At 65.6% G+C, this 23267-nt stretch carries 19 protein-coding genes and 2 pseudogenes; 8 read left to right on the top strand and 13 right to left on the bottom strand.

The annotated features are described in order from the left end of the window. Nucleotides 1-45: 45 nt before the first annotated feature. Nucleotides 46-390, top strand: a pseudogene (locus AC3XYG_RS07965) (DUF1287 domain-containing protein); the annotation flags it as partial. 93 nt (nt 391-483) lie between these two features. On the opposite strand, the gene AC3XYG_RS07960 reads toward AC3XYG_RS07965, so the two are convergent. The 4 genes from AC3XYG_RS07960 to AC3XYG_RS07945 form a co-directional block, all read right to left on the bottom strand. Then, entirely contained in the window at nt 484-1290 is an 807-nt protein-coding gene (locus AC3XYG_RS07960) for a phytanoyl-CoA dioxygenase family protein (protein WP_489139278.1), read from the bottom strand. A gap of 77 nt (nt 1291-1367) precedes the next feature. After that, nucleotides 1368-2135 (bottom strand): SDR family NAD(P)-dependent oxidoreductase, encoded by a 768-nt coding sequence (locus AC3XYG_RS07955; protein ID WP_489139276.1) that lies wholly within the window; start codon nt 2133-2135, stop codon nt 1368-1370. Between the two features lie 28 nt (nt 2136-2163). Continuing rightward, nucleotides 2164-3357 (bottom strand): arabinose transporter, encoded by a 1194-nt coding sequence (locus AC3XYG_RS07950; RefSeq protein ID WP_489139275.1) that lies wholly within the window; start codon nt 3355-3357, stop codon nt 2164-2166. 65 nt (nt 3358-3422) lie between these two features. Next, entirely contained in the window at nt 3423-4745 is a 1323-nt protein-coding gene (locus AC3XYG_RS07945) for an amidohydrolase family protein (RefSeq protein WP_489139274.1), read from the bottom strand. Nucleotides 4746-4864: 119 nt separating this feature from the next. Between AC3XYG_RS07945 and AC3XYG_RS07940 the strand changes: the two genes are divergently transcribed. From AC3XYG_RS07940 to AC3XYG_RS07925, 4 genes are all read left to right on the top strand, one after another. Beyond that, nucleotides 4865-5773: a LysR family transcriptional regulator gene (locus AC3XYG_RS07940; RefSeq protein WP_489139273.1), complete on the top strand. Its 909-nt coding sequence runs from the start codon at nt 4865-4867 to the stop codon at nt 5771-5773. Between the two features lie 139 nt (nt 5774-5912). Next, nucleotides 5913-6206, top strand: coding sequence for a hypothetical protein (locus AC3XYG_RS07935; RefSeq protein WP_489139272.1), 294 nt, complete (start codon nt 5913-5915; stop codon nt 6204-6206). A gap of 98 nt (nt 6207-6304) precedes the next feature. Beyond that, a complete protein-coding gene (locus tag AC3XYG_RS07930; protein ID WP_489139271.1) occupies nt 6305-7027 on the top strand; it encodes a hypothetical protein in 723 nt (240 codons plus the stop codon). Between the two features lie 46 nt (nt 7028-7073). Further along, nucleotides 7074-7472, top strand: coding sequence for a muconolactone Delta-isomerase family protein (locus AC3XYG_RS07925; RefSeq protein WP_489139270.1), 399 nt, complete (start codon nt 7074-7076; stop codon nt 7470-7472). Nucleotides 7473-7474: 2 nt separating this feature from the next. Here the strand turns inward: AC3XYG_RS07925 and AC3XYG_RS07920 are convergent, their stop codons facing one another. The 4 genes from AC3XYG_RS07920 to AC3XYG_RS07905 form a co-directional block, all read right to left on the bottom strand. After that, nucleotides 7475-8440, bottom strand: coding sequence for a GlxA family transcriptional regulator (locus AC3XYG_RS07920; RefSeq protein WP_489139269.1), 966 nt, complete (start codon nt 8438-8440; stop codon nt 7475-7477). A 117-nt stretch (nt 8441-8557) separates the two neighbouring features. Then, nucleotides 8558-9463 carry an alpha/beta fold hydrolase gene (locus tag AC3XYG_RS07915; protein WP_489139268.1) on the bottom strand — a complete coding sequence of 302 codons (906 nt, stop codon included), beginning with the start codon at nt 9461-9463 and terminating at the stop codon, nt 8558-8560. A gap of 12 nt (nt 9464-9475) precedes the next feature. Beyond that, nucleotides 9476-9661: a hypothetical protein gene (locus tag AC3XYG_RS07910; protein ID WP_489139267.1), complete on the bottom strand. Its 186-nt coding sequence runs from the start codon at nt 9659-9661 to the stop codon at nt 9476-9478. Between the two features lie 391 nt (nt 9662-10052). Beyond that, nucleotides 10053-10589 carry a carboxymuconolactone decarboxylase family protein gene (locus tag AC3XYG_RS07905; RefSeq protein WP_489139266.1) on the bottom strand — a complete coding sequence of 179 codons (537 nt, stop codon included), beginning with the start codon at nt 10587-10589 and terminating at the stop codon, nt 10053-10055. Nucleotides 10590-10622: 33 nt separating this feature from the next. Here AC3XYG_RS07905 and AC3XYG_RS07900 point away from each other — a divergent pair, with 33 nt between their 5' ends. Continuing rightward, entirely contained in the window at nt 10623-11663 is a 1041-nt protein-coding gene (locus AC3XYG_RS07900) for a cupin domain-containing protein (RefSeq protein WP_489139265.1), read from the top strand. Between the two features lie 260 nt (nt 11664-11923). Here AC3XYG_RS07900 and AC3XYG_RS07895 read toward each other — a convergent pair whose 3' ends face one another. From AC3XYG_RS07895 to AC3XYG_RS07885, 3 genes are all read right to left on the bottom strand, one after another. Further along, entirely contained in the window at nt 11924-14116 is a 2193-nt protein-coding gene (locus AC3XYG_RS07895; protein WP_489139264.1) for a beta propeller repeat protein, read from the bottom strand. A 245-nt stretch (nt 14117-14361) separates the two neighbouring features. Further along, nucleotides 14362-15795: an MFS transporter gene (locus AC3XYG_RS07890; RefSeq protein ID WP_489139263.1), complete on the bottom strand. Its 1434-nt coding sequence runs from the start codon at nt 15793-15795 to the stop codon at nt 14362-14364. A gap of 44 nt (nt 15796-15839) precedes the next feature. Beyond that, nucleotides 15840-16139 carry an EthD family reductase gene (locus AC3XYG_RS07885; protein ID WP_489139262.1) on the bottom strand — a complete coding sequence of 100 codons (300 nt, stop codon included), beginning with the start codon at nt 16137-16139 and terminating at the stop codon, nt 15840-15842. A 146-nt stretch (nt 16140-16285) separates the two neighbouring features. Between AC3XYG_RS07885 and AC3XYG_RS07880 the strand changes: the two are divergent. Both AC3XYG_RS07880 and AC3XYG_RS07875 read left to right on the top strand, forming a co-directional pair. Beyond that, nucleotides 16286-16456 (top strand): annotated as a pseudogene (locus AC3XYG_RS07880) (LysR family transcriptional regulator); the annotation flags it as partial. Nucleotides 16457-16483: 27 nt separating this feature from the next. Continuing rightward, nucleotides 16484-17146 carry a LysR family transcriptional regulator gene (locus AC3XYG_RS07875; protein ID WP_489139277.1) on the top strand — a complete coding sequence of 221 codons (663 nt, stop codon included), beginning with the start codon at nt 16484-16486 and terminating at the stop codon, nt 17144-17146. 565 nt (nt 17147-17711) lie between these two features. On the opposite strand, the gene hyoA is transcribed toward AC3XYG_RS07875, so the two are convergent. Next, nucleotides 17712-22067, bottom strand: a complete 4356-nt coding sequence (gene hyoA / locus AC3XYG_RS07870) for an NACHT domain-containing antiphage protein HyoA (RefSeq protein ID WP_489139261.1) — start codon at nt 22065-22067, stop codon at nt 17712-17714. Nucleotides 22068-22392: 325 nt separating this feature from the next. Further along, nucleotides 22393-23267, bottom strand: an 875-nt coding sequence (locus AC3XYG_RS07865; RefSeq protein ID WP_489139260.1) for an ABC transporter ATP-binding protein, incomplete at its 5' end; no start/stop codon positions are given.

Genomic DNA, 23267 nt, shown 5'->3' with positions numbered 1-23267 from the left:
CACGGTGACCCCACCTATGTCCGGCTGGCCTATCCCGACGGCGACGTGCCGCGTGACCGCGGTGTCTGCACCGATGTGGTCATCCGCGCCTACCGCGACGCCTTCGGCCTCGACCTGCAGCGCCTGGTGCATGAGGACATGCGGGCGAACTTCTCCCGCTATCCCCAAAGCTGGGGCCTGAAGCGCCCGGACCCCAACATCGATCATCGCCGGGTGCCGAACCTGCAGGCCTTCTTCCGCCGCCTCGGCCAGGCGCTGCCGCCGGACACCAGCCTTGCGGAGCTGGCCGAGGGCGACCTGGTGACCCAGATGCTGCCGGGCAACCTGCCGCACATCGCCGTCGTCACCGGCCTTCGGGGCGCCAGCGGCGCACCTCTGGCGGTGCACAACATCGGTGGCGGTGCACGGCTGGAGGACCGGCTGGCCGACTTCCCGATCACCGGCCGCTACGCTTCCCGCCGCGCAGCTGAGGCCCCGGCGGCGTCAGCCCTTGCCCGATGCCCGGCGGATCGCGATCTCGACCGGCACATAGGCCCCATCCTCCCGTTCCAGCCGATAGGGCTTGGCCAGCCCCAGCGACGGCTGGGCCAGGAAGCGGGGCTGCGTGCCGTAATGCTTCTGCGCCGCATGGATGATGAAGGGGTGGCACAGATAGACGGTCCCGGCCTCGCCCGTCGCCGCCGCCTCGGGCCGGTCGGCGCCGACGCTGCCGACCTGCGGGCTTGCCAGGCCGGCCTCGCCCGCCGGCGCCAGGAACCGGGCCATGTCGAGATGCGACCCCACCCGCAGCCGGGTCGGCGCATCGCGCGGCCCGATGTCGGAGAACAGGAACAGCATCACCAGGCCGCGGCCGCGCGAGGAGACATTGACCCGCCAGGACGAGAAATCCTGCCGCTCCTGCGCATCGCTGTCCGGCCCGGGAAAGCTGACATCGACATGCCAGCCGGCGTCGCCGGGGTCCTTGGGATGGGGGAACCGCACCGGGAAGGTGCCGAGGTCCTGGCGCGGGACCCAACGGCCCTTGCCCACCAGCTGGTCGATGGCCGCGTGCAGGATGGCGGTGTTCGCCGCCTGCCAGAACGGCCGCTGCCCGTACCAGCCCAGCCGGACCACCGGCCGGGTCCAGGTCGCCGGGTCGTCGGGGTCGCCAGGAATATCCCGCCACAGGATGGTGCGGGCTTCCCCGGCCAATTCCCGGGAAAAGGCCCGGTCGATCCGGACGAAGCCGTCGCGGATGAACTGCTCCACCTGCGCGGCGCTCAGCGCGTGGGGATTCTCATCTGGTGTCATGAGACGTCTCCATCATCATGGCAAGGACAGGTACACGTGGCCTCCGGCGCCATCAACCGGGCCAGGGGCGCGTTGAGTCAAGGAAGCGGGACGCCCGACAGCTCGGCGCAGATCGCGACGAGGCGGTTCTGCAGCGCCGGGTCATGGGCCTGCGGGTTGGCGGCGAGCGGGCGCAGATGGAAGAAATAGCGGCCGGTCACCTTGGCCGCCGGCTCGTCGCCGGCCGCGAGCCACGCCTGGGTCAGATGCGCCTGGTCCATGTCGTCGGGCGCGCCCGGGCCGCCCATCTTCGTCGGCACCCAGCCGGGTTCGAGCGCATTCGACAGCACGTCGGGCCAGCGCCGGGCGACGGCGCAAGCCAGCATCTCATCGTGCAGCTTGCTTTCGGCATAGGCGGTCGAGCCGTTCCAGCGGCGCCGGCGCCAGAGGATGTCGTCGAGACTGGCGTCGGCGTGGTGGTGCATGCCCGAGCTCAGATAGACTAGCCGCGCCGGCTTTTCGATCAGCGCGGTCAGGATGTAGGCCGCCAGCGTGTTGATCGCGAAGACGTGCGGCAGCCCGTCGGCGGTGAGCCGATGCGACTCGCGATAGCCGACGGCGGCGTTGTGGATCACCGCGTCGAAGCGGCCGAGATCGTTCACCCGCGCCGAGACGTCCTTGGCGCCGGCGATGGTGCCGAGGTCGCCCTCGACGATCGCTTCGGCCCGGGGCAGGGCGCGGCGGGCGTCTTCGGCGCGGGCGGCGTTGCGGGCGTGCAGCACGACCTGGTGGCCCTGTCCGGCCAGCAACGCGCCGGCCATCAGGCCGAGGCCGGTGGACGACCCGGAGATGAAGCTGCGCGACATGGAGTGTCTCCTGTCTCTGATGTGACGGTCAGGCGCTGCGGCTGGCCAGCGCCAGGGCGGCGCCGAGCAGGGCACAGGCCGCGCCGAGCAGATAGACCGCAGCGTAGCCGAACTGGCCGGCGATCAGGCCGGCGGCGGGGCCGGCGACGCCCAGGGCGATGTCGAGGAAGGCGACGAAGGCCCCCATGGCGCTGCCCCGGTTCGCCGGCAGCACGCGCTTCAGGACCTCGACGCCGAGGGCCGGGAAGATCAGCCCGCAGCCGAGGCCGGTGACGAGCGCGCCGGCGAGGGCGACGATCTCGGAGGGCGCGCCCCACAGCATCGCCTGGCCGGCCGCCTCGACCACCAGCGACCACAGCGCCACGCGATAGCCGCCGATCCTGTCGGGCAGGCCCCCGAACACGACCCGCACCAGGATGAAGCCGATGCCGAACGCGGTCATGACGAGGCCGGCATGGGCCCAGCCGCGGGTCGCGAAGTAGAGCGAGGCGAAGGCGGTGAGGCCGGACAGGCCGACGCCCTGCAGCATCAGGCCGAGGCCTTCCCGCCAGATCTGGCCCACGACGCGGTGGAAGGGCAGGCGCTGGCCAGTGGGGTTGATGTAGGAGGTCGCGCCGAAGGCGACGGCCGCGGCGATCAGCGGCGCGGCGATGCAGGCGACCATGGCCGCCTCGAGCCCATAGGCCTGATACAGCGCCATGCCGATCGGGGCGCCGATGGCCAGCGCCGCGAACATGGCGATGCCGGTCCAGGACATCGACAGGCCGGCCCGCGTCGGCCCGACGGAGGCGATCGACCAGGAGACGCAGCCGGTGACGAACTGGCTTTCGCCGAAGCCGGCGGCCAGGCGGCCCGCCACGATGATGGCGAGGCTGATCGCCGGCGGCATGCCCGGCAGGGCGGCGACGAGATAGAGCAGGCCGGCAAACGCGCTGACCGCGGCGCCCTGCAGGGCCGACCGCTTGCCGCCCTGCTGGTCGGTCACCCGCCCGGCATAGCCGCGGGTCAGGATGGTCGCCAGGAACTGGATGCCGATCACCAGCCCGACGGTCAGCGTGCTGAAGCCGAGCTGGTCATGGACGAAGAGCGGCAGGATCGGCAGCGGCAGCCCGACCGCGAGATAGCCGCAGAACAGCGCGGCGATGATGCCCGGCGCCGGTCGGGCGAGATGAACCGGCGCGGCGTCGGGCTGGCCCGCGCCATGGGCAGCGAGTGCTGACATGACAGCCTCTTTTCAAGTCGAGTGGGGATCGCGGCGCCGCCCGCGCAGGCGGGCAGCGCGCAGGATCAGGCGAACAGGTCCGTCCGGTAGCCGCTGGCCTCGAGCAGATGGTCGCGTGAGGCGGTGACATCGGCCGACAGCTTCGCCAGGTCGACATCGACCAGCTTGCCGGCCCGCTTGCGGACCGCGCCGCCGACCATCACGGTGTCGACATCGGCCCGCCCGACCGCCTGTACGATGGTGCCGATCGCATTCGTCACCGGGAAGACCCCGACGCCATCGGTGCGGACCATGATGATGTCGGCCTGCTTGCCCGGGGTCAGCGTGCCGACCGCATGCTCCAGCCCGGCGGCGCGGGCGCCGTTGACGGTCGCGGCCTTCAGCACCGCATCGACCGTGATCGGCGCGGGCACATCGGCCTCGCCCCGGAACCGGCGATAACGCATGGCCGAACGCTGCTGCCCGAACAGGGCATGCATCTCGCCGAACATGTCGCTGCCGAAGGCGGTGTCGAGATCGATGCCGAGCGCCGGCGCCAGGCCATGATCGATCGCCTGCTGATAGGCGAAGCCGTCGTCGTCGAAGCCGAACAACGCGTCGGAGCGGGGATTGATCGTGACGGCGACGCCGGCATCGGCAAGCAACTTCCACGTGTCCTGGGGCAGGCGGGTGCAATGGTTGAAGATGTTGTGCCCCCCCAGCACGCCGGGTGCTGCGAATTCGGGCCCCAGCTTGGCGAGGTCGCCGATGAATTCGGTCAGGATGCGCATGTCGAGGCGGCGGGCGACCGTCCACCAGTCCAGATTGAACATGCCGAACAGGCCGACGCGAACCAGACCGCCATCGGCGTTCCAGGTGGCGGCAAGACGTTCGAGATCTGCCGGCAGATGCGCGGCCGACGCCGTCTTGTCCATGGCAGCGCCGACCATGTGCAGCGCGCGGATGCCGCTGTCATGCAGCGCGTCGAGCGCCGCGTCGGTGTGTTCGGGGCTGCGCGACGAATGGCAGGCGTCGATGATGGTGGTGATGCCGGCGTCGAGCGAGGCGACAGCGGTCAGCTTCGTGCTCAGATACATGTCGCGCGGGCGGTAGTGGGCGCCCAGCGTCTCGGCCACGACGGCGATATAGGCGAAGAGATCGTCGACATCGGGCATCAGCCGTCGCATGACGCCGAGCCAGGCGTGATGATGCGCATCGACCAGGCCCGGCATGACGATGCTGCCGGCGGCGTCGATGATCCCGGCGCCATCGGCCGGGATCTGGGCGACGACCGCGACGATGCGATCGCCTTCGACCAGCACATCACCGGTGGCGAGGTTGGGGACCGCGGCGTCCATCGTGACGACGGTGCCGCCCTTGAACAGGGTGCGGGCGTTCTGCATGCTCATGATCAATTCCATTCCGGTTGCGCGGAAGGGGGCTCCGCGTCGCAGCGTTTATCGCTCCCGGACGGTCTTGAATTAAGTGAGCTTGTGTCAGATGGTTCCTGACGAATAATCAGGAGTGGATGATGGCATTCGACGGCCGGATCCTGTCCGGCGTCAGCGTGCTGGCGGCGGTGGTCGAGGGCGGCAGCTTCGTCAAGGCGGCGGAACTGATCGGCATCACCGATTCTGGCGTCAGCCGCGCTATCAGCCGGCTGGAGGCGCGGCTCGGCGTCAGGCTGCTCGACCGCACCACGCGATCGGTGTCGCTGACCGACGAAGGGCGGCGCTTTTATGAAGAGGTGAAGCCGCACCTCAACGCGATCGAGGATGCGGCGGTGGTCGCGTCCGGCGCGGTCTCGGCGGTGCGCGGGCGCCTGAAGGTCGACATCGACCCGTTCTTCCTGCCGCTGGTGCTGGCCGGCCGGCTCGGCGCCTTCTGCGAGCACTATCCCGACCTCACCATCGAATTCGTGTCGAGCGAGCAGATCGGCGATCTCGTCTCCGAAGGCATCGATCTCGCCATCCGCTTCGGACAGCCGCGCCTGTCGACCCTGGTGTCGCGCAAGCTGATCGAGGCGCCGATCCTGACTGTGGCATCGCGCCGCTATATCGAGCGCCACGGCCGGCCCGGCCACCCGTCGGATCTGGCGCGGCACCGCTGCCTCCAGTTTCTCGATCCCTACACGGGACGGCCCTTCGACTGGGAGGTGAGCCGGGACGGGGAGACGATCGAGGTTGCGACCAGCGGCCCGCTGACCTTCACCGATCCGAAATCGATGCTGGCGGAGTGCATCGCCGGCACCGGCATCGCCCAGATCATCGGCTGGGGCGTCGGCGACCTGCTGGCCAATGGCGAGCTGGTCGATCTGTTTCCGGATTGGCATGGCGAGCGCTTCCCGCTTTTCGCCTTCCACCCGTCGCGCAGGCATCCCCCCGCCAAGGTCCGGGCCTTCGTCGATTTCTGCGTCGAGGTGATCCAGCGCCTGTAGGCCCTCGCCACAGGGGGGAAGGCAGCGGACTCCGATTGGCGCAAATGACCCTAAAGTTGGCAGTTACGACGATACCGGCTTTGATGTCCGCCGCGTAGGGTCACCCTCGTCAAACATCACCAAGACGAGGAGAACAGCCATGAAGGTTTTGGCCGTCGCATCGATCACCAAGCCGATGTCCCCGGAAGACCGGCAGCAGATCATGCCGAGCGAAGTGCCTGCCACGCTCAAGCTCTATCTCGACGGCAAGATCGAGCAGTTCTGGTTCCGCCAGGACAAGCCCGGCGTGATCTTCCTGATGGACGTCGAGTCGATCGAAGAGGCGAAGGCGACGGTGGACGCCCTGCCGCTCACATCAGGCGGGTTCGCGCAGTACGAGCTGATGCATGTCGGCCCGCTCGCCCCGCTCGGCCTGCTGATCCAGGGCAAGTAAGCACCGGCGCCGCCGCCGATGAACCCTCCGATCCTCATCGGCGGCGCCACGCGGCTTCAACAGCGGAAACGGTCCGACCAAATCTTCAAGGCATTCCAATGCTCGAACTGATCGCGTCATCGATTGAAGCCCATGGCGGCCTGGCGCGATGGGACCAGGTCCGGCAGGTCGCCGCCACCTTCATTCCCGGCGGCCTGGCCCTGCCGTTGCGAGGCCAGGGGGCCTTCACGAAGGCGCCGACCCGGGTCACCGTCGACACGCGGGCGCAGCGGGTGACGTATCGCCCCTTCCTGGCGCCCGGGCAGGTCGGCATTTACGAGCCATATCGGACAGCCGTGGAGTCCGCCGATGGCACGGTCCTGGAAGAGCTGCGGAATCCCCGCGGCTCCTTCAAGCCGGACGCGCCGTGGAGCGGTCCCCAGCTGGCGTATTTCGCCGGCTACGCCATGTGGACCTATCTCAACCTGCCGTTCGCCCTGCTGCGGGACGGTATCCGGCTTGAGGAAATCCATCCCTGGACCGAGGCCGGAGAGACCTGGCGGGCGGTGAAGGTCACCTTCCCCCTGTCCTTCGTCACCCATTCCGCCGAGCAGGTGCTGTATTTCGACGACAGGGGGCTGATCCGCCGCCACGACTACTCGGTCGACATCTCCGGCGGTGGCACAGCCGCACACTATCTCCATGATCACCAGGCGTTCGGCGGCATCGTCTTCCCCACCCGCCGCCGCATCCATCCGCGCGGGCCGGACAGGCAGCCGGACAAGGACGTGCTGATCCTGTCGGCCGATCTCAGCGACTTCACGCTGTCGGGCGCGGCGTAGCGCTCGAAGGCCTGGCGCTTCGCACGCATCATCGCAGGAGAATCCCATGTTGAACGGCTTCCACATCGGAGCCGTCACTGCGGCGGTCCTGTTTGCCGCCGCAGGCACGGCCGGCGCCCAGACGCCGCCTGCGACGCCGACCACCCGGATCCTGGCGATCGGGACCCTGGTCCCCGGCGCGGATTTGCAGGCCGCCATGCGCATCCTGCCCGGCGAGATGCGTGCGACCGCCCAGCTCTACCTCGATGGCAAGATCGACCAATGGTACTCGCTGCAGGGGCGGCCGGGCGTCGCCTTCATCCTCGACGTCACCGATCCCGATGCCGCCAAGGCCATGCTGGAGGCGCTGCCCCTGGGCCAGGCCCATCTGATGAATTTCGAGCTCACGCCTCTCGCGCCGCTCAATCCCCTGCGCCAGCTGCTGGCGCCGCCCGGCGCCCCGTAGGATCAGAGCAGGTCGGCGCGGAGATCGCGCACGCCGCGCCCCAGGCGTTGGCGCAGCAGCGTTCGCAGCGTCGCGCCGTCGACGTAGCCGACCTCGGCCGCGATGGCGTCGAGGTCGAGGCCGCTGCCATGGATCAGGGATTTCGCGCGTTCGACCCGCAGGTCCTGGAAATAGGCCAGGGGCGATTTGCCCAGCACCGCCTGGCAGCGGCGCTGCAGCGAGCGGGGACTGGTCGCCAGGGTGGCGGCGGCCTCCTGCAGCGAAAAGCCCTCGTGCAGGTGCTCGCGCGCCCAGCGCTCGAAGCGCAGGATCAGCGGGTCCGCCTGCGCCAGGTGGTTAGGAATGATGTAGGGCGCCTGCGAGGACCGGATGTCGGCCAGCAGGTAACGCGAGACGAGGCCCGCCAGCTCCGGGCTGGTCTTGCGGATCAGCCAGAGGGCCAGGTCGAGATGCCCCATCGCCGCGCCGGCCGTCACGCCGATATCCGTCGGCACCAGCATGCGGGATTCGTCGAGCTTCACGGTCGGATAGCGCTGCCGGAACAGCGGCGAGAGCCACCAGGTCGTGGTTGCCGCGCGGTGATCGAGCAGGCCGGTTTCGGCCACCAGGAAGGTCCCGATGCATGAGGCGGCGATCAGCGCGCCTTCGGCATGCCATCTGACCATCTGGGCCACGGCCTGCCGCACATCCGGCCGGGCGAGCGCCGGGACCAGCAGCTCCGGTGTCGTGGCGACCAGGGCGGGCACGACCACCCAATCCGGTTTCAACTGCGGGGTCACGGCCCGGACCGGGATGGCCAGCCCGCGGCCGGTCCGGACCTTCTTCCGCACCCCTGCGACCGACAGCTCGAAGGGCGGCTCCCGCCCCATGGCCCGGACGGAGAGATTGTTCGCGATCGTGAGCGCGTCGACCAGAACGGTGAATCCGGTGTCGAACACCTGGTCGAGAGCGAGGATCGTGATACGCATGGCGTAAATGACCTTAAACGGGACATTTACGACGATAACGTTCTTTGCGGCCGTAGGCCAGATGGATGACAGGAGACGCTGGTGGCCGCATCACGGGTTCGACCTGAAGCCGTCCTTCTATCGCCGGCGCAGCCATCCACGGACCGTCATCACCGCGTCGGCGAAAGCCTGGGGCTCCTGCTGTGGCAGATTGTGTCCTGTGTCGATCACGCGGTGTTCGTGCGGGCCCGTGAACAGGCTGGCGTGATCGGCGGTCCCGCCCGGCTTCAACGGATCGCGGGCGCCGTCGAGCGTCACCGCCGGCACCGCAATCGCCGGTTGCTGCGCCAGGCGGTCTTCCAACGCCTGCAATGCCGGCTCACCGGTTTCCAGGCCGAAGACGTGCCGGTAGCAGTGGATGACGACATCCACGAAGTCAGGATTATCGAAGGAATTAGCGGTCCGATCGAACGTGGCCTGGTCGAACTGCCAGCCGGGCGACCACTCCTCCCAGAGCAACCGGCACAGGTCGCGGCGATGCTCGGCCAGGCACTCGCGTCCGCGTTCCGTCTGGAAGAGATGCTGATACCAGCAGACACGCTCGAGCGCCGGTGTGGCGGGGTGTCGTTGCCCGCCGACATCGATGATGTCGTAGCCGGCATAGGAGACGAGGCCGCCGATCCGCTCGGGCCACAATGCCGCCGCCACGCAGGATGCGTTGCCGCCCCAGTCGAACCCGGCCACGATCGGGCTTTCCAGGTCAAGAGCGTCGGCAAGCTGGATGATGTCGCGGCCGCGCGCGGCCTGCTGCCCGCTCCGCATGATAACATCAGAGACGAAGCGGGTCGGGCCGAAGCCCCTGATATAAGGAGCGATGACCCTCGCCCCGGCCTTGGCCAGGATGGGAGCCACGTCGTCGAAGGCATGGATGTCGTATGGGAAGCCGTGCGTCAGGATCACCGGCCAGCCATCGGCGGGGCCATGGTCGACATAGGCAATCCGCAGGGTCTCGGTCTCGACGGTTCTCACCGAATGCTCCTTCATGGATCGCCATCCTCAGGGCCGCTCTTCTGAAACCTTGGCGATAAAGGCCCGCAGGTCGGCCCGCATCAGCTCCGGCTCTTCCAGAGCGGCGAAATGGCCGCCTCTCGGCATATCGGTCCAATGCACGATGTTATAGGACTTCTCCGCAAAGGAGCGCGGCGGCGGCACGAACGCGATGCGCCGCCCGTCGACGATCACCGTGCAGGCGCCGCACTGGCCATGGATGTCGTGCCCCGATCTGGTCCTGGCCGATCTTTGGCGGCCTGTCGGTGCCCGACGTCTTCACGGGCGGGTTGCCGGCCATCGGGCTTAGCGCGCGATGGCCGGGCCTGCTTGGCGGGCCGTGCGCAATGGCCAGGCGAGGCCTGGATCGCAACGACCCCTGTCCTGTGCCAATGCCCCGGGGCCGGTCCGAGTTCCTGAATCCGGCTCTCAGGCCCGTCTGGAAGGCGCCAGACCGGCCATCGAACCGGGCATCGCAAAGCGCGGTCTGGACGGCTCGCTGCGGAAGCCACCCTCCGAGGCTATGGGATGTGCGCTCCTGCCTCTGCCGGATTCCCTTGATTGACCCCAGGTGAAGGCCGTCGCCTCACGCGACGGCGGGGAAATCGATCTCGGTGTCGTTGATGCGGTTGAAAACGTTGGTGAACACGGTCGTTGCGAAGGCAAGACTGATGTCCACCAGCTGTGCATCGCTGTAACCAGCGCCTTTGATCGCCGCGAAGTCTTCAAGGCTGATGGTGCCGCCGGTCTCTGCCAGCATGCGGACGAAGCGGACCAATGCATCGCGCTTGGCATCGCCCGTGGGCTGGCCGTCGCGGATCTTCTTGAGCTCGTCGGGCTGCAGCCCCGCAAGCTTGCCGAGCATGCTGTGGGCTGCCACGCAGTAGTCGCAGCCGGCAATTTCGCTGATGACCAGCTTGATGGCTTCCTGATCGCGTCTTGTCAGCGTGCCCGAAGCGAGCACGGCATCGGCGGCAAGCACCGCCCTGAGCGCGGCAGGTCCATGCGCGCCGATGGCCGCAAAGGTGTTGGGCACACTGCCGGCGGCCTTCCTGATCTGCGCGTAAACCTCGGCTGTCGCACCGGTGGCGGTGTGCAGGGCGGGGACGGGAAGACGGGACATGACGACACTCCTCGGTTCGGGCTGGCCGGGTGGGTGGCCAGCGACGAGTGTCATTTACGCGCTCAGCATGATATCTTTAATGCCTATATGGCTCAATTATATGCTCATTCATCTCACAACACGGTGCTTGGTATGTCAACGCCTGTGGATTGGCTAAGCCGGCTCCTCGACATCATGTCCGTGCAGGGCAGGCTCGATCTGCGCTGTTTCTACGGCGCGCCGTGGCGGATCGACCAGGGGCCCGCAGAGGCCGGCGAAATCCCGTATCACGTGGTCATCAGCGGATCGGCGGCGCTCGAAGATCCGGATGGTGGTCGGCCGCTACAGCTGAAGGCGGGTGACATTCTGTTGCTGCCCGGAAATCCGCGCCACGTTTTCAACGATGGCAGCGGCGCGCCACCGATGCCGGCGAGAAATCGCGCAAGCCTCAATCTCACGATCAGCGAGAACGCAGGCACAGGCGAGCGCCTTGACATGCTCTGCGGCCACCTCGTCATCACGCGGCCGCACGACCGCTTTCTACGCGACTATCTGCCGGCCCGGCTCGTGGTGCATGCGACCGATCAAAGTGCCGCAACGGCGGGCCCTGGAACCCGAGCCCAATTGGCCGGCCTTGTATCGCTGATGCGGAGCGAGTCAGCTGCCGAGAGTCTTGGCGGCCGCGCCATGTTGAATGCGCTGTCCACGGCAATGTTCACGCTGGTCATGCGGCTTGCGAGCGAAGCGGAGGAAGCGCCGGTCGGACTTCTTGCGCTCGCCGGCCATCCCCATCTGGCGCCCGCGCTGGCGGCAATGTTCAACGAGCCGGCCCGACCGTGGTCGCTGCCGGACCTTGCGCGGCTTTGCAACATGTCGCGCGCGACGCTGGCACGCCAGTTCCGGGACAAGCTTGGACGATCGGCCAACGATCTCCTGACCGACATCCGCATGGCCCTGGCGGCGAATGAGCTGAAGAAGCCATCCATGTCCACCGGTGCCGTGGCGGACGCGGTTGGCTACCAATCCGAGGCAGCCTTCCAGCGCGCGTTCAAGAGCCACATGGGCAGAACCCCGGCCCAGTGGCGGAAGGGATAGGGAAATTTTTGGCGCCACGGCGCGCAGCACGCGTGATTTCGGGGCCCGACCAAGAAGCTCAACCCGCGCCGGCTCGCCGTCCGACTGCGGCCGGACGAACACCTGGTCGAGCACGGGAAAGGCTCCGATCCTGCCGGCCGATCTGCAGCGCATCGCTGTAGATCATGATCGGGTCGGCGGCGCGGGCGCTGCCGAAGCTCAGCGCACCGAGTCGTCCCAGCAGTGCAAACAGGCTCTGGAGCAGGCGATTGTGCGTGGTGTCACCGCCACTTCATGACGCCCTGGCCGGGCGAGGCCAGCCACAGCGCGCCGTTGGCCGCGACCCGGGCGAACAGCGCGAACGGATAGGCCAGGCCCTGGTTCTGCGCCGTCCAGGCGGAAATACCGTTGGCGCTGGTCAGCACGCCCAGGCTGGTCGTGGCATAGCCGCCGGCCTGGACCGCGCTGGAACTGCCGAGATAGACGCGGCCGGTGCCGGGATCGACCGTCACGGTCCGGGCCTGGTCATTGGCCTGCACGAGGGCCCAGCTCTGGCCGTAATCCGCCGAGCGGTACAGGCCTTTGCCGGTGCCCTTGACCGCGATCCAGACGTTGTTGTCGCGGCTGGCCAGATCCATCGGCCCGCTATAGGTCCAGACATCGTGCAGCCAGTGCTGGCCCGGGGTCCAGCCGCCGGTCATGGCGGCGGGCAGGGTCACCTGGCTCCAGGTGTTGGCGCTGCCGCCCTGCCACGAGCGATAGACGGCGCCGGCCGACAGGGCGAATACGCCGTTGGTCGCCGTGTAGTAGATCCGGAAGCAGTCGTTGTTGGGGCAGTCCAGCACCATCTGCCACGAGGCGCCGTCGTCCTCGCTCAGATACACGTCGCCGTTCACGGCCGCGTACAGCCATCGGAAGGTGGCGGGACTGTCGGGCGCCACGGCCAAGCCTTCCAGGCGGCGGATCGGGCTGGGCAGGCCCTGGGTCAGCTGCTGCCAGGTCGCGCCGCGGTTCGTGCTCTTCAGCAGGTACAGCGGTTCGCTGCAGGGGGTGCCGCAATTCTCCATATTGCCGCCCAGCTGGGCCCAGACCACGTCGGGGCGGCTCGGGTCCGCGATCACGCTCAGGCTGTTGCCGCCCTTGCCGGCCCATCCGCCGGTGTAGGACACGGCGTTGAGGCTGGCCCAGCTGCTGCCGCCGTCATCCGAGCGCCACAGGCCGAGATCCATGTAGCCGGCATAGACCAGGTTGGCATCCGCCGCGCTCGGCTCGATCACCGTCGGCACCACATTGTCGATGCCGCGCGAGCGCCACTTGCCGGCGACCGCGGTGGAGACGCTGTCGCTCCAGGTCTTGGCGCCATCGCTGCTGGCGTACAGGAACTGGTTGTTGGTCCACAGCACGGTGTTCGGGAAGGCTTTGTTGTAGCCGATGGTCTGGCCGAGGCCCTGGTAGCTGAAGCCCATGCCCCAGTCTTCATCGGCCTGGGACCAGCCGCCGCTGACGCTCAGGGTGCGCTTGGTCCAGGTCGACCCGGCGTTGCTGCTCTCCCACAGGAAGCTGCCATAGGTCCCGGCAGGGCGCAGCGCCTGGTCGTCGAGGCCGATGATCCGGACCCGGCTGGAGTTGGACGGGTCGGCCAGGATGATGCCGGACGGCGCCTGGGCGCCGGAGGCGATGAGCGTCCAGGAATATCCCGTTTCCAGCGACTTGTAGACCTGCGGCGCATTGCTGGCCGTGACCACCGTCGCATACATCAGGTTCAGGTTCTGCGGGTCCTGGCCGTAGGCGATATCGACCAGCTTGCCCTGCTGCGGGTCGAGCCGGGTGAAGCTGCCGCCGCCATCGGTGGAGAAATAGGCCTGGTAGATCACCTGGCTTTCCGGGCGGTCCGGAAAGCGCCCGCGGCCGGCGATCGCCCAGACGCCGTTGGGGTCCACCGGATGGGTGCGCAGCCCGGTGATGCGCAGCCCGGCGGGCAGGTTGGAATTCGTCACGCTCCAGGTCTGGCCCGCATCGGTGGATCGGATCATGTAGGGCTGCAGGGCATCCCATTGCGGATGCACCGCGGCGTAGACGATGTTCGGATTGGCCGACACGGCGATGGCCGCGATGTAGCCGCTGGCGTATTTCCGGCTGAAGCCGGTGCCGTTGCTGTTGCCGACGAACAGCCCGCTGTCGGTGCCGACCAGCAGCTTGCCGGCGGGGTGGGCGGCCAGCGACGAGACATGGGTGGCGGTCAGCCCCTGGGCCGATCCCACCGCGGACCAGTTGGCCCCGGCATCGGTGCTGAGAGACAGGCCGCCGAGATCGGACCCGGTGGCCCAGTAGCCCTCGGTGGTCACGACCGGCGAGTTGAAGGCACCGCCGCCGCCGGGATTGCCGGGCTTCCAGCTGAGTGCCTGCGCGTGGCTGAGCGACGGCGCAAAAAGCAGCAGCGCCGCCAGCAAGACGACCATGAATCTGTGGTTCACCGGGCCCCCCTCCGGTTGATTGTCGAACAGGCACGGACTGCGCCCCTCTGCCGGCGCCGTGCCTCCGTCCCGAACACTTCTCGCCTAAAACGGTCCCCATCCGCTCCAGCGCCGCAAAATCGATCCGGCGTCCTGGAGGCGGGAGGGCCAGACTCCCCGGCCACGAATCAGTTCCTAAAATGCCCGTACAGGCCGACACATTCCCGCGGCGCGCGCAAGATCGCATCGGCCTGACGCTGGTCGATTCATTCGGGGGGCGGGGCGTGCCGCCGGGCAAGGGTGAGGCTGAGACCCGCACCGATGGCGAGGCAGGCGGCGATGCAGAGGATCGCGACGATAAGGGCTTGGGTGATGGCCGCCGGATCGGTGCGCGCGCCGAGGACGGTGTAGAATATCCCGCCGATCACCGCGACGCTGAGCGCGGTGCCGATTTGCAGGGTCGAGCTGGCGACGCCGGCGATCATGCCGGAAAAGGCCGGCGCGACCCGGCCCGTCACCATCCGCATCAAGGTCGGCAGCGCGAGCCCTTGGCCGAGACCGATGACGAACAGGATGGCGGCAAGCGGCACGGGCGCGGGGGGCACGCCGGCCGGTACCGCCACGATGGCCCAGACCAGGCCGATGAACCCGGCGGCCTCCAGCCCCATGCCGGCCGGATTGACATAGGCGCCGAGGATGCGTTTGCAGAATGGGGTCGACAGCGGCCCCAGCAGGAGTCCCGCACCGAACGGCAGGAAGGCCAGGCCGGCGCCCAGCGCGGTCGCGTGCAGCGCCTCCTGCAGATAGATCGAGAACAGCAGGAAGAAGACTCCGACCGCGTAGAACAACAGCGCGATCAGCAGCGCGCGGCCCAGCCCCGGCGCCCGCACGGCCGCCGGATCGAGCAGGGGCGTGCCGCCCGCCAGCGCCAGCCGGGTCTCATAGCGCCAGAACAGCCATGCCAGCACCGGCACCGCCATGAGCGACAGCCAGGACCATGGCGGCCAGCCCGCCTCACGCCCCTCGATCAGCGGCACGATCAGCGCGCCCAGCGTCACCATCGACAATGCCGTGCCGCCAAGGTCCAGCCTGCGCGCGTCCTGCGCGCGCGTTTCCTTCAGCAGGGGAAGGCCGAACAGCACGACCAGGGTCGCCACCGGCACATTGACGAGGAAGATGGCCCGCCACCCCAAGCCTAGGATATCGAGCGAAATCAGGATACCGCCCAGCGCCTGGCCGACCACGGCGGCCAGGCCGAAGACCGCGCCATAGAGGCTGAGCGCGAGCGGCTTTTCGGCCTCGGGGAAGATCGCCTGCACCGAAGCGAGCGCCTGCGGCGCCATCACGGCCGCCGTCACGCCCTGCAAGGCCCGCCCGGCGATCAGCGCCCAGGGCGATCCCGCAAGGCCGCACAGCATCGATGCCGCGGCAAAGCCGATCAGCCCGATGAAAAACACCCGGCCGCGACCATAGAGATCGCCGAGGCGCCCGCCGGTGATCAGCGTCACGGCATAGAGCCCGGCATAGGAGGAAATGACGAGCTGCTCGGCGGAGGACGCGGCGCCCAGTTCCCCGCGGATCGAAGGGAGTGCGACATTGACGATGAAGAAATCAAGCGGTGGCAGGAACGCGCCGACCAGCAGGATCACGAACATGGCCCAGCGGCGCGGGTCGGGTGAGGCACCATCACCCGCCGTCACCGACCTGTCCTGGATCGGCCCAACGGCTGTCGCGTTGCCGCCGCTCAAAGGGGCGTCGCCAGGCTGCGCCGCGGCTTGACGGCCGTGACGAGATCCACGTCGGCCATCACCCGTGCCGTTTCCGGCGAGGCCAGCGCCGTTTCCATGGCTGCCTCGTCCCGGAAGACACAGGTCGCGATGGCGATCAGGCCGCCGCCATCTCCCTGCGGAAAGAAGCCGGCGAGGCGCTCGAGCCCGTATGGTCCCCAGCATTCGAGCACGAGCGGGAAATGGACGTTGATCCAATGCTCGCGATCGAAGGGCGTGTCGGCATTTCCGGCATAGGTCACATACATGGTGGTCATGGTGGGTTTCCTCGGCTCCGAGTGTCGAAATCGGTGGCGACGGATATGTCGCGCCGAGTGGATTTGGGCATTCAGATCTGTACGATAAGTGACAGTATCGAACGGTCTCCGTTCACTTTTGTGGGTCAGAACGATGGAATGGCGCGATGGAGTGGAGTGACGTCCGGATTTTTCTGGCCATAGCCCGGTCCGGCACCCTGGGCGCCGCTGCCCGCGCGCTTCATCTGAGCCATCCGACGGTCGGGCGCCGCCTTCGGGCCCTCGAACAGGCAACCGGCCATACGCTGTTCCAGAGAACGGCCGACGGTTTCATTCCGACCGAGGAGGGCAACGCCATCATCGCCATGGCGGAGCAGATGGAGGAAGGCGCCCTGGCCTTGGAACGGCGGCTCGCCGGGCAGGAGCAAAACCTTCAGGGCAGCCTGCGCATATCGTCCGCCGACTGGTTCGGCGCCTACGTCCTGCCGCCGATCATCGCCGATTTTGCGACGGCCTATCCCCTGGTCGATGTCGAGATCCTGACGGGCACCCGCCTGTTCAGCCTCGCCCAGCGGGAGGCCGACATCGCGTTCCGGATCGTCCCGTTCAACACGCCCGATGTCGTGCAGCGACGGCTGACCCGATTGGCCTATGGTGCCTATGTCGCGGCGGATTCCCCCGAGCCGGCCTATGGCGATGGAGCCGGCTTCCGGCTCATCACCCACGACACGTCGACGGGCCAGTTCCCGGATATCGCCTGGCTCGAGGAGAGCTTCCCGAACGCGAGGCCCATCCTGCGTTCGAACAATCGGAATGTGCAGGGATGCATGTGCAGATCAGGCATCGGTATCGCTGTCCTGCCACAGGTGGTCGGCAGTCAGATCGCGGGCCTGCGCCGGCTCAACCTGCCAGCGGAGCCGCCCGGCCGGGATATCTGGATGGGCTATCATCGTGATATGCGGCGTCTTCACCGTCTGCGGGCCTTCATCACCACGGTGACCGATCACCTCGCGGCCGCGCCGTCCTGACCCGGAGCACAGGGCACCGCGGCCCCGAACGCCTTATCCGCCCAAAACAATCCCCATCCGCTCCGGCGCCGCAAAATCGATCCGGCGTGCTGGGTGCGGGAGGGCCGGAATCTTCGGCCCGCGAATCAGTTCCTAAAATGCCCGTACAGGCCGACACATTCCCGCGGCGCGCGCAAGATCGCATCGGCCCGACGGCGATCGATTCATTCGGGGGCAGGCCGGTGGCCCGGCAGGCGATTGCACCGAGCTTGGAGACGGTCTGGCCTATCGCGAGCCGCGCCCCTGTGCCGCCCGGACGGAGAAATTGTTCGCGATCGTGAGCGCATCGGGCAGGACGGTGAATCCGGTGTCGAACACCTAGCCGAGTGCAAGTGCTGTGCCACGCGTGGCGTAAACGACCTCAAGCGGGCTATTTGCGACGACAGCGCCATTTGACATCGCCGGGCCAGATGGATGAGCCGAAGCGCCGGTACCTGCGTCGGGGCGATCGAGAGACGTGATGGTGAAGCGGTTGCCCACCGCGCCTCCGGCGGTGGCTTGGGAAAACGGCCTCGGATCGTGCGCACTACTTGGTGTCTTGGGTACTCCTCTTCTTCCTATTTGACATCGTCTTGGCATCCTTGCCGCGCTTAGTAAGATCGATACCGATTATCCTAATATCCTCGACACCTGGAAGCTGTGGCGCGAGAACTGTCCAATGACCTTGAAGTGCATCAACCAAAGTGTTGAAGGCTTCGACGCGCTTACCATTTGGAAGATCCCAACTAGATTTTTTGCCATGATAGACGAGAACGAATATTCCGCGGCTAGAGCGCTTATCACGCAGATAATCGCCGCAGAGCTGGATCTCGAGCCGTTCAAAAAGATGCGGCCCGGTCCATTTGTCAGCGAGCTTGAGTTCAGCCGGCACCGGGCCATCGAAACCGATGCCGTGGAAACGGAGATCGGGTCGCTTGGCGTCGGCGAGTTCCTCCTCTTGTGGAATCACAAATCGACCGCCTGAATGCTCACGGCACCAACTACCAATATATTTGCGGATCTCGGTTTCCTGATTGACCGGCTGCAGTATCGAGGCGATGCTTGAATCGCCTTCCTCAAGATCATGCTTGAGGTCGAGCAACCGGTCGATTGCGAGCTGCCAGAGGTCACGGTGGTTAGCCGGTGTGCGTTCAAGCCGGTCATTGAAATCGCGTACCTGGCGCGGTGACCAAGCTGGCGCGTCCGAATCGAGCGTCGCTTTTCCCTTGGCATGAAATACCATCCATGGCCGTGCCGCTTCGGCCGGATGAGCGCGCGCGATGTCCATCAGTGCGAGAAAGGCTTCTTTGCCTGGTGTTTCTCGAATGAAAGAGATTAGTGTATTGCGCGATTCTTGTGCATTATCGCGCAATACGGGTGAGTATGCGCCCGTACCGGCACGATTGATATCATCATTCTCCCATATATAATTGAGCATCAAAAGATAAAGTTCCTTCATATACTTTATCGTTCGATAAGATTGGCGCGTGCTGCGGCTTCCTCGGTGACCGCCAACTAGCTCAGTGATAAAGCGCATCGCGAATAGGGTCTTGTCGTCGCCCTCGCCAATTTCGGCAAGCCTTGCCGTCAGCGCCGGAATGGCGATCGCGGGATCGACGCCAACCCATGTCGCGAACCACATCGGTGCGGTAATATAATTCTTGGTTGCCTTCGCCTTTTGTCCGGAGATCCTCGCAATAGTCGTGTCGTCGAGCGTTGAGCCTTGTATAATATTAAGAATGTGGCGCAAATTGGCTGCATTTTTTGGTGATTTGCGCAATCGAGCGACGATTAGTGTGGCGAGCCGGTCCCACATCCAGTCGCCGTTCCAACTTACATCATAGAGAATATAGTGCTTTTCATTGTCGGGGGCTTCTGTGGCGATTTCATATTCGATCTCCGAAATCACGATATTGATGACGGACTGAGGGTAAGCTGCATAAAGACGTGGTAGCCAGCTGGGAAAACCGTTCAATTCGTGGAGCGCGTAGCGGGTCGCGGTCTCTGCGTCTACCTCTGAGATCCTTTCGAGCCAGCGGGGCTCCTCCTGTGCTTCTATCGACAAGCCCGTCAGCCCGAAGATAGCGTCGAATGGGGTGGTATTGGCCTCAGCACCTTCCGAGAGCAACTGCGGACGATGGTTGCGCCAAAATGCAACCGCACCATCGCGAAACGCCCGCGCGATCCGCTCGCCGAATTCCGGGATAAGCGAGCGCCAATTTCCCTCAGTCCATTTATCTCCATCATCGGCACTCTCGCGCATTCGCTCATGTAGATATTGTTGGGCGAGAACGATGACGCCGGGCCTATCCGGATTGCATAGCGATTCGAGGTTTGCATCGAGGTGCTGTTTCCACTCGCTTCTGTTCGCTTCCCGGGTTGCTGCATTCCGTGCTGCCCGCTTCTTCCAGCCCGCCTCTTCTCGCCTCCAGATCTGGCGACGCTTAGCTGGGGGGCGTAAAAAGGCGGCAATCGATGCTTCGAGCTCAGGTTGCCCTCTGACTATACGCTTCAATCGCGTGAGCCACGCTGTTGGGCGGCCACTCTCTCGATAAATTGTAAACGCTAAGGCAAGTGCGATTAGTTTATCATCAGGTAACGGCCGAATGATGATGTCATCGCAGATGATGTCAAAGCTATCCGCGCGGAAACTCCAGAAGTGGCCGAAGGCGCCAACCTGCCAAAAATCGGCGAGATGCCCACGTTCCTCAGCCTCTTGGAAGGCGCGCGTCTCGGAGACGTCCAGCCAGAACAATGCGTGATTTAGTGCTGGCCACTCGGCGATGTGCCTCGGCAGATCGCCTTTTAAGTCACGGAATTCATGGTCTCCGAAATTCTCGGCGATCGGCAGCTTACGCAAGACCGATAGTGCTGCAAGATTGAGTGCACTCGGGTCTTGAGCTTCAATGAGGCGAGAGAGGGATTGCGCCGCAGCATGAGCCAACCAGCCGTACCGCTTCGAGATATCGCAGTAGCGCCGCTCGATGACGGGCGGTCTGCCCAATAGAGTGTGGAGCCCAGTGATCAGTCCAGGCAGAAAACGTAATGGCCAACCGGAGACGAGTTGGGACAAGGTGTCTGCAAGCCTGTCACCTGCGAACCGCGTCCTCGGCGAGCTGCGTCCAAGTGCCTCGATCAACCACGCGATCGCTTCGTCGTTCTGGGGGAGAACCGAGATCAATTCTGCCAGCCAATCACGGTCAAGTGTTCCTTCCTCGGCAAGGAAAGCCTGTCGTATCTCTGCCTGATCTATAGCCGAACCAACCGCGGCGAGGGCTCGAAACGCGGCAATTCTTGTATATTTGCTACGTGAAAGAAGTGCAAAGCGCTTGGCGTCGTCGGCAGCTCCAGCGATTTCACCCTGCCAGACCATACGCAGCAAGAACCAAGCAATGTCGTCGTCTTCACCGTATTGGGCGAGTAGCTCCTTTATATCGCCCGTGAGGTCAATATTCGCGAAGCGCTGGACAGCGGCATAATCGGTGAGTGATCGGCCATGCGCCGGCTGTGCTAGCTGTTCGCAAGCCTGCCGCAGAATGGCGCTTCGTGTCTCGCGCGGCAGCTGACTTGGATCACCGCCTTCGAAGATAATTTCGGGTGCGACACCGCAGACGCGAGTGAGGATGCGCTTATCAAGAATTGCGAGCCAGGGGAGCACGGGCCGCATCGTGGGGACGATCACTTCGATGTCATATTGCGACTGAAAGAACAGCCCCTCAATCCGGGCGCGCGAGCCTTCGTCGACGATCAGCGCATGCAACCATTCGGCAGTCAGATATTCGCGCACGGACCGGTGATGGAAGCGAACGGTGCCATAGATACCCTCATCGAAAATCGGCCGGCTAAGCAGGATTGAGCACTCGATGTCGTCCCAGTCGGTAAGCACCTCCCGGACCGGGATGCCCTTGGAGTTTTCCGAACCGTCAGGTACGCGGATTGCCGATTCTTGACCGAGCGTAGTTGCTGCGGCAACCAAGCGTGCGCCTAAGCGCAGCTTCTCAAGTGTGATCGGTCGTGCTTCCGAGCGATCTTGATCGCGTTCTTCCAGGCGCCGAGCGATGCTGCTCTGCATAAGTTCGAAACGAGAGCCGATCCGCTGATGCTCATTCCAAAAATCAATGAGTTCGGACAAATCCTGCGGGCGGGTTGTCAGTGACCAAGCATCCTTGCGGTCCACTGCGTCACGGAAGGAGCTGAGATCCTGGACTTTCTTGCCGCGCAGAAAGGCATCGATTTGGGTGCCATAAAGATCATCAAGTGCGACGATTCTAAATGGATCCGTCAACCGGATTCCAGCATCCGCTTTCTTCCTGGCAACACCCTGCAGTTCGTTTGCAGAGGTGTCGTCGGTGGCGGCCATCTCAATGGGCCGATAAGGAAATGCTGTCCGGCATAGCAACAAATCGGTCTTGGGCCGCCAGGCCGTCGTTCGACCGGTGATGACTATATGGGCCCGCTGGAGCACCGGCGAAAGTAACCGGCCTAGCTTTCTAATCGCACGCTCGAAATCCTTGGGATCTCGCAGGCGGGCTTCGTCAACTGAATCGAGAAATAGCCAGCCTTCCTCACCAGACGAAACCCAAGTACCGAACTCCTCGAAATTGCCTTCTTCAAAGGAATCCTCGAAATCCTGACAGACATGTTCTATCCTTAAAAAGAAGGCGGGAATGCCATCTTGTCGAAGTTTTTTGGCCATGTTGCGGATTTCTACCGTCTTGCCCGATCCTGCCTCAGACAGCAAGATGACGCGGTATTCGTTTGTCAGATTGTTCCAGCGCAGAGAGTCGCGCCGGCCCAGTAGTCGAGCTAGGTCGACATCGTCGTCTGCCCCCGCTTCGATTACAAGTTCATGAAAAGTTCGATCGAGAGGAATGAATTCATCGAGAAAGCCAGTGGCAGCCATTTGACTTCAAAACCAAGGTCAGAGGATCGCTCGGCGAGATGACGCCGAAAATGTCTGATTTTGCCGTCGTTATTCAAGAGCGTCCATCGCAAATCGGCTTGGCCGAATCGTGCGAGATCGCCGCCACAAATCGTTCATGACGCATTCGGTTCCAGAGGGTGGAACGAATCGACCCTCGGCAGCGTCGGGCTGTGGGTTCGACGGCCTCAGCGGAGGATTGTCCGTTCTCGAGAAGCCAGCGAGTCTGCAAAGGACGGGTCTGCTGCTCGGGTGCCGGGCCGACCTTCCGCACAGGATCGAAAGCTGACCCGATCCGGCCGCGCCCCTACGCCGCCCGCACATAATGGTTGCCGCCGACCTGGCGGATGCCGCCGGTGAGGCGGGCCGCGTCGCGGGCCTGGGCCACAAGGCTGGCGTCGAGGCGCGAGGCGTCGCCCTGGAACGGCCGTTCCGGGTCCGGCACCGCCGACAGCAGCAGGCGGGTGTAGGGGTGCTGCGGCGCGTCGACCACCGCGCCGGTGTCGCCCCATTCGACGATGCGGCCGGCATACATCACCGCGATCTCTTCGGCGACATAGCGCGCCGTGGCGATGTCGTGGGTGATGTACAGGAAGGCCATGCCGCGCTCCCGCTTCATCCGCTCCAGCAGGTTCAGCACGCCGAGCCGGATCGAGACGTCGAGCATCGAGGTCGGCTCGTCCGCCAGCACCACCTCGGCGCCGACCGCCAGCGTCCGGGCGATGTTGACGCGCTGGCGCTGGCCGCCGGACAGCTGGTGCGGGTATTTCGGCGCCGTCGCCTGCGGGTCCAGCTCCACCGCCGCCAGCAGCTCCATCACCCGCACGCGCAGCGCCCGGCGGTCGGCCAGGCCGGCATGCAGGGCCAGGGGGCGGGCGATGTGATGGAAGATGGTGTGGGTCGGGTTCAGCGACCCGAACGGGTCCTGGAACACCATCTGCACCGCGCGGCGATAGGCCAGCAGCTCCGCAGTGCCATCGAGTTTGGCGACGTCGCGGCCCTTGAAGAGCACGCGGCCGGCGCTGGGCTTGTGCTGCAGCATCAGGATGCGGGCGCAGGTGGTCTTGCCGCTGCCGGATTCGCCGACCAGCGCCAGGGCGCGCCCGGCATGCAGCTCGATCGACACGTCGTCCAGCGCCTGGACCGAGCCGAAGCTCTTGCCGACGCGGTCGAGGACGAGGA

The sequence above is a fragment of the Inquilinus sp. genome (assembly GCF_057815775.1).
The sequence above is the reverse complement of the archived record's forward strand: the minus strand, read 5'-3'. Positions and strand labels throughout refer to the sequence as shown.